Origin of the sequence: Roseicyclus marinus (genome assembly GCF_036322625.1) — a bacterium.
In the GTDB taxonomy this organism is placed as follows: domain Bacteria; phylum Pseudomonadota; class Alphaproteobacteria; order Rhodobacterales; family Rhodobacteraceae; genus Roseicyclus; species Roseicyclus marinus_A.
The window spans coordinates 357373-370515 of sequence record NZ_AP027266.1 but is presented as its reverse complement, the minus strand read 5'-3'; the positions used below and the strand labels follow the sequence as shown (position 1 = coordinate 370515).

10 protein-coding genes are annotated in these 13143 nt (G+C 66.8%); 8 read left to right on the top strand and 2 right to left on the bottom strand.

From position 1 onward, the window contains the following. The first annotated feature begins 389 nt into the window (after positions 1 to 389). From acs to AABA51_RS01745, 8 genes are all read left to right on the top strand, one after another. On the top strand, positions 390 to 2333 hold the full coding sequence (gene acs, locus AABA51_RS01780; protein WP_338273819.1) for an acetate--CoA ligase: 1944 nt from the start codon (positions 390 to 392) through the stop codon (positions 2331 to 2333). 8 nt (positions 2334 to 2341) lie between these two features. Further along, positions 2342 to 3031 (top strand): adenylate kinase, encoded by a 690-nt coding sequence (locus AABA51_RS01775; protein ID WP_338273817.1) that lies wholly within the window; start codon positions 2342 to 2344, stop codon positions 3029 to 3031. A gap of 97 nt (positions 3032 to 3128) precedes the next feature. Then, positions 3129 to 3389 carry a DUF4212 domain-containing protein gene (locus AABA51_RS01770; RefSeq protein ID WP_338273815.1) on the top strand — a complete coding sequence of 87 codons (261 nt, stop codon included), beginning with the start codon at positions 3129 to 3131 and terminating at the stop codon, positions 3387 to 3389. A gap of 15 nt (positions 3390 to 3404) precedes the next feature. Continuing rightward, on the top strand, positions 3405 to 5201 hold the full coding sequence (locus tag AABA51_RS01765) for a sodium:solute symporter family protein (RefSeq protein WP_338273813.1): 1797 nt from the start codon (positions 3405 to 3407) through the stop codon (positions 5199 to 5201). Positions 5202 to 5306: 105 nt separating this feature from the next. Then, positions 5307 to 7127, top strand: coding sequence for a DUF294 nucleotidyltransferase-like domain-containing protein (locus AABA51_RS01760; protein ID WP_338273812.1), 1821 nt, complete (start codon positions 5307 to 5309; stop codon positions 7125 to 7127). 16 nt (positions 7128 to 7143) lie between these two features. Further along, positions 7144 to 7677, top strand: a complete 534-nt coding sequence (locus AABA51_RS01755) for a hypothetical protein (protein WP_338273810.1) — start codon at positions 7144 to 7146, stop codon at positions 7675 to 7677. Between the two features lie 84 nt (positions 7678 to 7761). Beyond that, positions 7762 to 9765, top strand: a complete 2004-nt coding sequence (locus AABA51_RS01750) for a 3'-5' exonuclease (protein ID WP_338273808.1) — start codon at positions 7762 to 7764, stop codon at positions 9763 to 9765. Between the two features lie 20 nt (positions 9766 to 9785). Then, positions 9786 to 10505, top strand: a complete 720-nt coding sequence (locus AABA51_RS01745; protein ID WP_338273806.1) for a GntR family transcriptional regulator — start codon at positions 9786 to 9788, stop codon at positions 10503 to 10505. A 178-nt stretch (positions 10506 to 10683) separates the two neighbouring features. Here AABA51_RS01745 and AABA51_RS01740 read toward each other — a convergent pair whose 3' ends face one another. Next, positions 10684 to 12132, bottom strand: a complete 1449-nt coding sequence (locus AABA51_RS01740; RefSeq protein WP_338273804.1) for an NAD-dependent succinate-semialdehyde dehydrogenase — start codon at positions 12130 to 12132, stop codon at positions 10684 to 10686. Next, a complete protein-coding gene (locus AABA51_RS01735; RefSeq protein WP_338273802.1) occupies positions 12129 to 13121 on the bottom strand; it encodes a type I glyceraldehyde-3-phosphate dehydrogenase in 993 nt (330 codons plus the stop codon). The genes AABA51_RS01740 and AABA51_RS01735 overlap by 4 nt, the downstream gene beginning before the upstream one ends. Positions 13122 to 13143: the final 22 nt, after the last annotated feature.

Sequence of the window (13143 nt, the reverse complement as noted above, 5' to 3'; positions counted from 1 at the left end):
TTACTTTTTCTGCGCCGCGTCGAGCAAGGACTTTACAAGAAAATGCTTGCCGCTCAGTCAGATGTTCTGGATTCGACAGTGACCTGTCATCTTTTCCTCACATTCTCGTGGGTCGCGCTTGACAGTGGCCTTCGGGGATGTGGCGGTCGTCGCGGACCGTGCACAGGGGTCGGAAGGAACACGAGGACCGACCCTAAGTTGCCACCGCACATTGGCCGTTAGGTTGGGGAGGCTGACCATCTGAACATCGCCCCGTCCGGGGCAACAGGATCGCAGGGCGTCGAACATGGCGCCCCGATCCCGCAGACCGCGCATCGGTTCCGTGCCAGGGCCGTCGCTGCCTGTTCGACCTGCGCCTGCCAGGCGTAACCTTGAGGGAGAGAGAGACCTTGACCACCGATACCCAGACCCGCCCCAGCCTTCTGCCCGATGCGCATGTCGATGCCGCCCGCTACGACCAGATGTATGCCGCATCCATCGCCGACCCCGATGCCTTCTGGGGTGAACAGGGCAAGCGGATCGACTGGATCAAGCCCTACACCAAGGTCAAGAACACCTCCTTCGGGCCCGGCGATGTCCACATCAAGTGGTATGAGGACGGCACCCTGAACGTCGCCGCCAATTGCATCGACCGCCATCTCGCCACCCGCGGCGACCAGACCGCGATCATCTTCGAACCTGATGAGCCGACCGATCCGGCGCAGCACATCACCTACAACCAGCTGGCAGAAAACGTCGGCCGCTTCGCCAATGTGCTCAAGGAACTGGGCGTCCGGAAGGGCGACCGCGTCGTCATCTACCTGCCGATGATCCCCGAAGCCGCCTATGCGATGCTCGCCTGCGCGCGGATCGGCGCGGTCCATTCCATCGTCTTCGCGGGCTTCTCGCCCGACGCGCTCGCCGCGCGCATGAACGGCTGCGAGGCCAAGCTCGTCATCACCTCCGACGGCGCCCCGCGCGGTGGCCGCGTGACCGAGCTCAAGGACAACGTCAACAAGGCCATGCTGCATGTCACCCATGACGCCAAGTGCCTTGTCGTCAAGCGCACCGGCCAGCAGGTCGCCTGGGTCCAGGATCGCGACGTGTGGTACGACGATATCGCCGCCCGCGTCTCTTCCGATTGCCCGCCCGAGGAAATGAACGCCGAAGATCCGCTGTTCATCCTCTACACCTCCGGCTCCACCGGCCAGCCCAAGGGCGTGGTCCACACCACCGGCGGCTACCTGGTCTATGCCTCGCTGACCCACCAGATGACCTTCGACTACAAGGACGGCGATATCTTCTGGTGCACCGCCGACGTGGGTTGGGTGACCGGCCACAGCTACATCGTCTATGGTCCGCTGGCAAACGGCGCGATCACGCTCATGTTCGAGGGCGTGCCGACCTATCCCGATGCCGGCCGCTTCTGGGCCGTGTGCGAAAAGCACAAGGTCAACCAGTTCTACACCGCCCCCACCGCGATCCGCGCCCTGATGGGCAAGGGGCCGGATTACGTGAACAAATACGACCTTTCCTCGCTGAAACTGCTGGGCTCGGTCGGCGAACCGATCAACCCCGAGGCGTGGAACTGGTACAACACCCATGTCGGCAAGGGCCGCTGCCCCATCGTCGACACCTGGTGGCAGACCGAAACCGGCGGCCACATGATGACGCCGCTGCCCGGAGCGCATGAGCTGAAACCGGGTGCCGCTCAAAAGCCCTTCTTCGGGGTCAAGCCGCTCGTGCTCGAACCCACCTCCGGCGAGGTGATCGAGGGCAATGGCGTCGAGGGCGTGCTGGTTCTGGCCGACAGCTGGCCGGGCCAGATGCGCACCGTCTGGGGCGATCACGACCGCTTCGTGAAAACCTATTTCTCCGACTACAAGGGCTACTATTTCTCCGGCGACGGCTGCCGCCGCGATGCGGATGGCGATTACTGGATCACCGGCCGCGTCGATGACGTGATCAACGTCTCGGGCCACCGCATGGGCACCGCCGAGGTCGAAAGCGCGCTCGTCGCCCACGAAGCCGTGTCCGAGGCCGCCGTGGTCGGCTACCCGCATCCGATCAAGGGCCAGGGCATCTATTGCTACGTGACCCTCATGGCCGACGAGACCCCCACCGACGAGCTCAAGAAAAAGCTCTCCGACTGGGTCCGCGAGGAAATCGGCCCGATCGCCAAGCCCGATGTCATCCAATGGGCCCCCGGCCTGCCCAAGACCCGCTCGGGCAAGATCATGCGCCGCATCCTGCGCAAGATCGCCGAGAATGATTTCGGCAGCCTTGGCGACACCTCCACCCTCGCCGATCCGTCGGTGGTCGATGAGCTGATCGCCAACCGGGCCAAGCAGTGAGCGCCGCGATGACCGACGCCGCCACGCGCACCCGCCCCGTGAACCTGATCCTGCTCGGGCCTCCGGGCGCGGGCAAGGGCACGCAGGCGCGGATGCTGCAAGATGCCTTCGGCCTCGTGCAGCTCTCGACCGGCGACCTCCTGCGGGGGGCCGTCGCTGCGGGCACCGAAGCCGGTCTCGCCGCCAAGGCCGTGATGGAACGCGGCGAGCTTGTCAGCGATGCCATCGTCCTCAACGTGCTGCGCGAACGGCTGGCCGAACCCGATGTGGCGGCGGGGATCATCCTCGACGGGTTTCCCCGCACCGCCGGTCAGGCTGCGGCGCTCGACGATCTGATGGGCGCGCGCGGCCAGCAGATCGACGCCGTCATCAGCCTCGTCGTCGATGACGAGGCGATGGTGGGCCGCGTCTCGGGCCGCTACACCTGCGCCTCCTGCGGCGAAGGCTATCACGACCAATTCAAGCAACCCGCCGCGGCGGGCGCTTGCGACAAATGCGGCGGCACGCAGATGAAGCGCCGCCCCGATGACAATGCCGAAACGGTGCGGACGCGGCTCAACGCCTACCACGCCGATACCGCGCCGCTCATCGACTATTACGCCGCCCGCGGCACCCTGACCGAGATCGACGCCATGGCCGAGATCGAGGTGGTGCGCCAAGGGCTGGCCGCGATCGTGGGAAACCTCACGACCGCCTGAAAGAAATTCGCCGGCGGGGACAGACCCTCGCCGGTGATGACGTGTCTGCCGGGCCAAGGAGGGACCGGTCGGCAGGAACCTTCGAAGGGAGTAAGCAATGGCTAACAAGCCGGATAACAACGCATACTGGGCCGCGAACCTGCGCCTGGTCACGATCTGTCTCGTGATCTGGGCATTGTGTTCGTACGGCCTTGCGATCCTGCTGCGTCCGCTGATCAGCGGCATCGCGGTGGGCGGCACGGACCTGGGCTTCTGGTTTGCCCAGCAGGGATCGATCCTCGTCTTCCTCGTCCTGATCTTCTTCTACGCCTGGCGTATGAACAAGCTCGACAAGGAACATGGCGTGGACGAAGAATAAGGGGCGGACCGGACCATGGATCAGACAACACTCAATTTCCTCGTCGTGGGCGCGTCCTTTGCGCTCTACTTCGGGATCGCGATCTGGGCCCGCGCGGGCTCCACGTCGGAATTCTATGCCGCAGGCCGGGGTGTGAACCCCGTCGTCAACGGCATGGCAACCGCGGCCGACTGGATGTCGGCGGCCTCCTTCATCTCGATGGCGGGCCTCATCGCCTTCGTCGGCTACTCCAACTCGACCTTCCTCATGGGCTGGACGGGTGGCTACGTGCTGATGGCGATGCTGCTGGCACCCTACCTGCGCAAGTTCGGCAAATACACCGTGCCGGAATTCGTGGGTGACCGCTATTACTCCAACGCCGCGCGCGTCGTGGCCGTGATCTGCCTCATCGTGATCTCGGTGACCTACGTGATCGGGCAGATGACCGGGGCTGGCGTGGCCTTCTCGCGCTTCCTCGAGGTCAGCTCGACCACCGGCCTGATCACCGCTTCGGGCGTGGTTTTCGTCTACGCCGTTCTCGGCGGGATGAAGGGCATCACCTACACCCAGGTGGCACAGTACATCGTTCTGATCATCGCCTACACCATCCCGGCGGTCTTCATTTCGCTGCAACTGACCGGCAACCCGATCCCGGGTCTGGGCCTGTTCGGCACCATGGCCGAAGGTCAGGCCGGTGCGGGCCAGCCGCTGCTCGTGACGCTGAACGGTCTTCTGACCGACCTCGGCTTCAACGAATACACCTCGGGCAACACGCCCTGGCTGATGGCTCTGTTCACCCTCTCGCTGATGATCGGTACCGCCGGTCTGCCGCACGTGATCATCCGCTTCTTCACCGTTCCCAAGGTGGCAGACGCGCGTTGGTCGGCAGGCTGGGCACTGGTCTTCATCGCGCTGCTCTACCTGACGGCTCCGGCCGTGGGCGCGATGGCACGTCTCAACATCACCACCCAGTTCTGGCCCCAGGGCGTCGAGGGTGACGCGGTGTCCATCGAGACGATCCAGACCGATCCCGCCTACAACTGGATGCTCACCTGGCAAGCCACCGGCCTTCTGGGCTGGGAAGACAAGAACGGCGACGGCCTGATCCAGTACTACAACGAAAACGGTGCCGGCATGGCCGACATCGCAGCCGCACGCGGCTGGGCCGGCAACGAGTTGACCAACTTCAACCGGGACATCCTGGTTCTGGCCAACCCGGAAATCGCCAACCTGCCGGGCTGGGTGATCGCTCTGATCGCTGCAGGCGGCATCGCGGCGGCACTCTCCACCGCCGCAGGTCTGCTGCTCGCCATCTCCTCGGCGGTCAGCCACGACCTCATCAAGTCGGTGATCAACCCCAACATCTCGGAAAAGGGCGAGCTTCTGGCAGCCCGTGTCTCGATGGCGGGCGCGATCGTGCTGGCAACCTACCTGGGTCTGAACCCGCCGGGCTTCGCGGCACAGGTAGTGGCACTTGCCTTCGGTCTGGCGGCGGCAACGCTGTTCCCGACCCTGATGATGGGCATCTTCTCCAAGCGGATGAACGCCGAAGGCGCCACCTGGGGGATGATTGCAGGTCTCGCAGTGACCTGTCTCTACCTCTTCACCTACCTCGGCTGGTTCTTCATCCCCGGCACCAACATGCTGGCGAACAATGCCGACAACTGGATCCTGGGCATCCCGCCGACCCACTTCGGGCCGATCGGTGCTCTGATCAACTTCGGTGTGGCCTATGTCGTGTCCAGCATGACGGCAGCTCCGCCGCAGCACATCCAGGACCTCGTGGAAAGCGTTCGCATTCCGCGCGGCGCTGGCGCTGCGATCAACAAGTAAGGCGAAAGCCTGATCCAGAGCCTGCGACAAAGCGGGCTCTGGCCAAGACGGCGGCGCATCCCGACCCTTCGGGGTGCGCCGTTTCCTTTTCGGGGGGTTCGTCCCATGCCCATGACGACCGACATCGCCGCCATCCTGGCCCAGACGCATCCCTATGATCTGCTGACCCCCGAGGAACGCGCCGACCTCGCCGCCCAATCCGGCAAGCAGGCCGTCGCCGCCGGCGAAACGGTCTACCGCATCGGCCAGCCCGTCACCCATCTGTGCCTGATCCTGTCCGGCCGGATCGAGATCAGCGACGAAGGCGGCGACCTTCTGTCCATCCTCGGACCACGCAATTCCTTCGGCGAACGCGGCCTGATGCGCGACGGCATCGCCCCCGTCACAGCCACCGCGACCGAGGACAGCGTGCTGCTGACCATCGCCGCCCCGGTGTTCAAGGCGCTGGTGGCCACCCATCCCCGCGTGCTGCGCTTCTTCGACCGCACACGGCCCACCGCCGCCCGCAGGCAGGACATCACCACGATGGCCCTGTCCGAGCTGATGACGAAACATCCGCTGACCTGCGCCCCCGACACCCCCCTGATCGAGGCCGCGCGCCAGATGCGCGCCTTGGGCGTGTCCTGCATCATCGCCACCGTGGACGGGGCCGCGCGCGGCATCCTGACCACCGGCGACATCACCGCCCGCGCCGTGGCCGAGGGGCGCGCCCCCGAAACCCCCGTAGCGCAGGTCATGACCCCCGATCCCCTCAGCCTGCCCCCCAGCGCGCTGGTGGCCGATGTGCTGCACGCCATGGTCGAACGCGGCATCACCCACATGCCCGTGACCGAAGGCGGCAAGCTTGTCGGCATCCTGACCCAGACCGACCTGACCCGGTTCCAGGCCACCTCCTCCGCCGCCCTCATCCGCGAGATCGCCACAGCCCCCGACAGCGCCACGCTGGCCCGCATCGTCGCCCGCATCCCCGAATTGCTGGTGCAGCTTGTGGGCGCGCAAAACCCCCACCAGACCGTCACCCGCCTGATCACCGATATCGGCGATGCCGCGACCCGCCGCCTTCTGGCCTTGGCCGAGGCGAAACTGGGCCCGCCGCCCGTGCCCTATCTCTGGCTCGCCTGCGGATCGCAGGGGCGGCAGGAACAGACGGGCGTCTCCGATCAGGACAATTGCCTCATCCTCGACGATGCCGTGACACCCCCCGATGACGCCTATTTCGCCGCGCTGGCGCAATTCGTCTCGGACGGCCTGAACGAGGCGGGCTATTTCTACTGCCCCGGCGACATGATGGCGACCAACATCAAATGGCGCCAACCGCTCCGGGTCTGGCGGCAGTATTTCCGCGGCTGGATCAACAAACCCGACACCGAGGCGCAGATGCTCGCCTCCGTCATGTTCGACCTGCGCCCCATCGGCGGCACCACCGATCTCTTTTCCGATCTCCAGTCCGAAACCCTGGCACAGGCCGCCAAGAACTCGATCTTCGTGGCCCACATGGTCTCGAACTCGCTCAAGCACCACCCGCCCTTGGGCCTGTTCCGGGGCTTCGCCACCGCACGCTCGGGCGAACACAAGAACACGATCGACCTCAAGCATGCGGGCGTCGTGCCCGTCGTCGATCTGGGCCGCATCTACGCGCTGACCGGTCAACTGACCCAGACCAACACCCGCGCCCGCATTCTCGCCGCCATCGAGGCGCGCGCCGTCTCTCCCTCGGGCGGGCGCGATCTGCTTGACGCCTACGACATGATCGCCGACACCCGGCTGGCGCATCAGGCTGCCCAGATCAAGCGTGGCGAAAAACCCGACAATTTCATGCCTCCCGCCGATCTCAGCGACTTCGAACGCAGCCACCTGCGCGACGCTTTCGTCGTGATCAAGACCATGCAGAACGCCGCAGGCTCAGGCCGCGGCTACCTCAACTGAAAGTGACCCCAAACCCATGTTCTGGTCCCTCGTCACCGCCATTTTCGCAGGCTTCGCCGGAGCCGGGATCGGCCTCGTCCTGCGCCATCTCACGCGCCAGCGCCTGCCCAAGGGCATCATCCCCGTCTGCGCGGGCCTCGCCATGCTCGCCGCAACCGTGTCTCTCGAATACAGCTGGCAGGACGGCACCCGCGCCACCATGCCCGAGGATCTGGTGATCATCTCGACCCGCGAACAGCAGGCCTGGTACCAACCCTGGACCATGATCCGCCCATGGGTGCGCGGCTACATCAGCTTCGCCCCCTCCGAAAATGCTCAAACCGCCCCCGGCTCCGGCATCACCGTCGTGCAATTGCGCATCCAGGAACGCTGGCAGCCCCAGGTCATCCGCCCCGCGCTCGTCGATTGCGCCAATGCCCGCTGGGCCGATCTTGACCCCTCCACCGAATTCGACGCGGCAGGCGCGCCCATCAATGCCGCCTGGCGCGAAACCGGCCCCACCGACCCGATCGTCACCGCCGTCTGCGGAGGGGAGACCGCAACCGGCTGACACCCAGACCCCGCCACAACCGGGCGTCGCGCGAACCGCCGGGCCAAAGGCACCAGACCGGGGCAAGGAGGAGGCCCCAAACCCATGTTCACCCGGCTATCCCTGCGCCTGCGCATCTTCCTGTTCTTCGCCCTGATCGCGCTCGGCGGCTCCGCCCTCGTCGTGACGGGCCTCGTCATCGGCTACATACGGCTGGGCGAAGCCCATGCCCTCAGCGCCTTCATCATCTCGGGCCTTGTCGCCGTCCTCGCCATCTTCGGCCTGACGACCTGGATCTGGGTGCTCTTCGACGAACATGTCGCCCGCCCCGTGGAACGGCTGGCCGCCGATCTGCGCGCCCGCGCTCATGCCGATGTCGACCAGGGCATCGATCAGGATGTCGCCCGCTACCTCGGCGATCTCGCCCCCGCCGCCAATGCCGTCACCACCAACCTGACCGAAACCCGCAACGCCATGGCGCTGGCCGTGGGCCGCGAAACCGCGCGGCTGACCACCGAAAAGACCCGGCTCGAAACGCTCCTGGCCGAAATGCCCGATGGCGTCCTCTTCTGCACGCCCCAACACGCCATCGCGCTCTACAACGGCCAGTGCCGCGACATTCTCGGCACCTCCGAGGCGCTGGGGCTCGGCCGCCCGGTCGCGGGCCTCCTGCGCATGGGCCCGATCCGGCAGGCCTATGAGCGCCTCCGCGCCAGCACCTCGCCGGACGAAGGCACCGATATCCTCGTGACCACCCGCACTGACGCCCGCCTGCTCGAGGCGCGCCTGCGCCTCCTCCGCCTCGAGGGACAGGAAACCGACGGCCCGGGCTATATCCTGACGCTCCGCGACGTCAGCGCCGACCTCAAGCTTCAGGCCGAACGCGCCCATCTTCTGACCGACATGCTGGAGGGCGTCACCGACGCCCTGCCCGACCTGCCTGACGGATCCGCGAAAACCGCCCTCACGGCCCTTGTCGCCCGCATCACCCCCCGCAAGATCGCCACCGACACCCAATGGTGGCCGATGGAACGCCTCGCCGCCACCGATCTCGGCGCGGCGCTCACCGCCCGGCTCGCGGCACAGGGCACGCCCCTCGCCCCCGATCTCGACACGACCCTCCTGCGCTGCGACGGCTTCGCCATCACCCGGCTTCTCGAACGCCTCGCGCTGGACTGGACCGCCACGGGGGCCAAGGATCTCGCCCTCACGCTCGCGTCCACCACGCCCGACACGGCAATCCTCAGCCTCGAAGCGGCAAGCCCCGCCCCTGCCGATCCCGCGCGCTGGCTCGCCACCCCGCTTTCCCCCGGCCTCACGGGCTTCACCGGGGCCGATGTGCTGCTGAGCCACGGCACCGCCCTCACCGCCGAACCCGCAGGCCCCGGTCGCCACGCGCTCCGCCTCACGCTGCCGCTCGCCGCACCCCGCGCCATGGGCCCCTCGCGCAGCGTGCTCTACGATTTCGACCTCCTGAACGCCGACATCCCCGACGATCTCGCCGCAGCCGCGCTCAAATCCCTCAGCTTCGTCATCTTCGACACCGAAACCACCGGCCTCAATCCGCAGGTCGACGAGATCTGCCAGATCGCCGCCGTGCGCCTCGTCAACGGCAAGATCGTTCCGGGCGAACGCTTCGACATGCTCGTCAACCCGGGCCGCCGCATCCCCGCCGCCTCCACCGCCGTCCATCACATCACCAACGAGATGGTCACGGATGCCGCCCCCGTGGCCGAGGCCCTCGCCCGCTTCCACACCTTCGCCGCAGGCAGCGTGCTCGTCGCCCATAACGCACCCTTCGACATGAGCTTCCTGCGCCGCCGCGAGACCGAGATCGGCCAGCGCTTCGACCAGCCGATCCTCGACACCGTGCTCTGTTCCGCGATCCTCTACGGCCAATCCGCCGAACACACGCTCGACGCGCTCTGCGCCCGGCTCCACATCCAGATCCCCGAGGCCGACCGGCACACCGCCATCGGCGATGCCATCGGCACGGCCGAGGCCTTCCGCAAGATGATCCCGATGCTGGAAGCGGCAGAGCTGCCCAATCTTGGGGCACTCATCCGCGCCTTCGACCGCCACAGCCGCCTGATCGAGCATCTGAATTGACCGCCCGGCCAAACCGGGCCATGCCCGATGAAAAGGGGACAGTGACCAAGATGGCCCGCAAACCGCTCTACAAGACGACCGAGACGGAAATGATCCGCCGCATCGAAAGCGGCGACTGGCCCATCGGCATGCGCCTGCCCAATGAATTCGGGCTGGCCGCGGAATTCGGCGTGAGCCAGGGCACGATGCGCCGCGCGCTCATCACGCTTGAGGGCATGGGGCTTCTCGACCGCAAACCGGGGCGCGGCACGCGCGTGGCCGACCCTGCAGCCAAACCCGCCCCGCCAGTGGCCACCCCGCCCGCCCGCCTCCTCGACGGGGCAGGCCAGCCCCCCGCCTTCACCCTCCACCGCGCCCGCGCCAGCACCCGTGGCGCCACGCCCGAGGAAGCCGATCTCTTCGGCGCGGCCCGCCTCTCCACCCTCGAAAGAACGCTCCGCCGCGACGGCATCCGCGCAGCCCTCGACGAGATCACCCTGCCCGAGGCGCTGATCCCCGCCCTCCCCGAGGATGCGGCGATCGATCTCGCCGATCTCCTGGCGGCAGCAGGCCTCGCGCCCGCCGCCCTCACCGAAAGCCTCTCGGCGACCATCACCAGCATGACGGACAGCGTCGCGCTCTCCTGCGACCGCTACACGGCGCTTCTCGTGCTCACCCGCACCGCCCATGATGCCGAGGGCCGCGCCATCGCCCGCCAGACGCTGCGCATGATCGGGGACGGCCTCACCTACGGCGCATGACGGCCCCACCGCAGGCCACCACGCACCCGTGCAACGCGGCCCCCGTAACCCTTCATCAAGGTTAACGCGCGGCGCCCCCCTTCATCTTGGCCAAAAAACTCCCGCCCGCTGCCCGACAGGCGGCTTTGCCGCCGAAAGGGGAGGCTCCCGCAGCCAACCACGAAAGCCGAGGCCGGGATCAGATCCCGTCGATACACACGTATTTCGTATCGAGGTAATCCTCCAAGCCCTGGCTCCCGCCTTCCTTGCCCATGCCGCTTTCCTTCACCCCGCCAAAGGGTGCCTCGACCGTGGTGATCAGGCCCGAATTGATCCCGATCATCCCGTATTGCAGGCCCGTGTTCATCCGGAACGCCCGGCCCAGGTCGCGTGTATAGACATAAGACGCCAGACCGAATTCCGTGGCATTGGCCATCTCCACCGCCTCTTCCTCGGTCTCGAACCGGAACACCGGGGCCAGCGGGCCAAAGATCTCTTCGCGCGCGAAGGCCATGTCGCGCGTCGCCCCCGTCAGGATCGTCGGCTGAAAGAACGTGCCGCCCAACTGGTGCCGCGACCCGCCCAGGACCACGGTCGCGCCCTTGCCCTTGGCGTCGTCGAGCAATTCCTCGACCTTGGCCACGGCGGCCAGGTCGATCAGCGGGCCCTGCGCCACGCCCGCCTCGCGCCCATCGCCCACCTTCAACGCGCGGGTCTTTTCCACCAGCTTCTCGACAAAGGCGTCATGCACCCCCGCCTGCACGTAGATCCGGTTCGCACAGACACAGGTCTGCCCCGAATTGCGGTATTTCGACACGATGGCCCCCTCGACCGCCGCATCCAGATCGGCATCGTCGAACACGATGAAGGGCGCATTCCCCCCCAGCTCCATCGAGACCTTCTTGACCGTATCGGCCGAGGCCCGGATCAGCTCCTTGCCCACCTCGGTCGACCCGGTGAAGGTCACTTTCCGCACCTCGGAGCGTTCCATCATCGCGCCCGCGATGGCGCGCGCAGATCCCGTCACCACGTTGACCACGCCCGCCGGATAGCCCACCTCCTCGGCCAGCGCCGCCCAGGCCAGCCCGCTATAGGGCGTCGCCGTGGCGGGCTTGGCAACGATGGGGCAGCCCGCCGCCAGCGCCGGCGCGATCTTGCGCGCCAGCATCGACGACGGGAAATTCCACGGCGTGATCATGCCGACCACGCCCACCGGATGCTTGGTCACAAGGATGCGCCGCCCGTTCACGCCCGCCGGCACGATCTCGCCCTTGGACCGGCGCACTTCCTCGGCATACCAGCGCACGTATTGCGCCCCGATGGCGATCTCGCCCTTGGCCTCGGCCAGCGGCTTGCCCATCTCGACGGTCAGCAATTCCGCCAGCGCGGCATGGTTGTCCATCAGCGCATCATGCAGCTTCCACAAAAGCCCCACGCGCCCCATCAGGTCCATTGCCGCGAACCCGGCAAAGGCCGCCGCCGCCGCGTCGATGGCGCGATGCGTTTCCGCCGCGCCCGCAGCGGGGACGGTGCCGATCACCTCGCCCGTGGCCGGGTTCGTCACATCGATCGTCCGGCCATCATCGGCCCCGATCCACGCGCCGCCGACATAATTCGCCTCGCGCTGCCAGCTCTGCCAATCGCTCATCCCATCGCTCCCATCTTGCGGGCCAGATCGAGCATCCTGCACGAAAAGCCCCATTCATTGTCATACCAGCCAAAGACGCGCAGCATGCCGCCCTTGGCGCGCTTGATCTCGGGCCCCTGCACGATGACCGATTCCGGCCTTGCTCGCAGATCGGTCGACACCAGCACCTTGTCGGTGAACCCCACCAACCGCCCCGCCCTTTCGCGGAAAAACGCCACCGCCTCCTCGGCTTGCGGCCTTGCCTGCGTGATCACCGCCAGATCCACACAAGACACCGAGGCGACAGGCACCCTGACCGCCGACCCCGTGATCCGTCCCGCCAGATGCGGCAGCACCGCATCGACCAGCACGGCGGCACTCGTCGTCGTGGGCACCATCGACAGGGCGGCGGCCCGGCTTCTCGCGAAATCCTCGCCCATCGGCTGATCGACCGTCGGCTGGCTGCCGGTATAGCAATGCACCGTGGTCATCAGCGCGCTTTCCAGCCCCCATTCCGCGTCGATCATCGCGGCGAGCGGCGCCACCGCATTGGTGGTGCACGATGCATTCGACACGATCCGGTGCTCCGCCCCCAGCGCCGCGTCATTGGCCCCCAGAACCACCGTCACATCCGCCTCCGGCGACGGGCCTGAGACCAGAACCCGCGCCGCCCCGGCATCAAGCCCCGCTTCCGCGAAACTGCGCGTGCGCGCCAGGCCCGTGCATTCCATCACCACGTCGACGCCCGACAGGTCCAACAGCGCCAGATCCGGCACCTGCGTAAAGGGCAGCACACGCCCCCCCACGCGCAAGACGCCCTCGCCCGCGCTCACCTCTTCGGGCCAGGGCCCGAAAACGCTGTCATACTGGAACAGATGCGCACAGGTCCCGAGCGGCGCGATATCGTTCAACGCCACGATCTCGATCTCGGGCCAGCCGCCCTTGAGCCAGGCCCGCAGCACCGACCGCCCGATGCGCCCGAACCCGTTGATTGCCACCTTGATGGTCATTGCCTGTCCCCCGTTAAGGCCC

What these genes read in the sequence shown, in the direction of transcription:
- AABA51_RS01750 (WP_338273808.1), top strand. Translation starts at nt 7,762, where the DNA reads ATGTTCACCCGGCTATCCCTGCGCCTGCGCATCTTCCTGTTCTTCGCC.
- AABA51_RS01740 (WP_338273804.1), bottom strand. Translation starts at nt 12,132, where the DNA reads ATGAGCGATTGGCAGAGCTGGCAGCGCGAGGCGAATTATGTCGGCGGC.
- AABA51_RS01760 (WP_338273812.1), top strand. Translation starts at nt 5,307, where the DNA reads ATGCCCATGACGACCGACATCGCCGCCATCCTGGCCCAGACGCATCCC.
- AABA51_RS01745 (WP_338273806.1), top strand. Translation starts at nt 9,786, where the DNA reads ATGCCCGATGAAAAGGGGACAGTGACCAAGATGGCCCGCAAACCGCTC.
- AABA51_RS01770 (WP_338273815.1), top strand. Translation starts at nt 3,129, where the DNA reads ATGGCTAACAAGCCGGATAACAACGCATACTGGGCCGCGAACCTGCGC.
- AABA51_RS01755 (WP_338273810.1), top strand. Translation starts at nt 7,144, where the DNA reads ATGTTCTGGTCCCTCGTCACCGCCATTTTCGCAGGCTTCGCCGGAGCC.
- AABA51_RS01735 (WP_338273802.1), bottom strand. Translation starts at nt 13,121, where the DNA reads ATGACCATCAAGGTGGCAATCAACGGGTTCGGGCGCATCGGGCGGTCG.
- AABA51_RS01765 (WP_338273813.1), top strand. Translation starts at nt 3,405, where the DNA reads ATGGATCAGACAACACTCAATTTCCTCGTCGTGGGCGCGTCCTTTGCG.
- AABA51_RS01775 (WP_338273817.1), top strand. Translation starts at nt 2,342, where the DNA reads ATGACCGACGCCGCCACGCGCACCCGCCCCGTGAACCTGATCCTGCTC.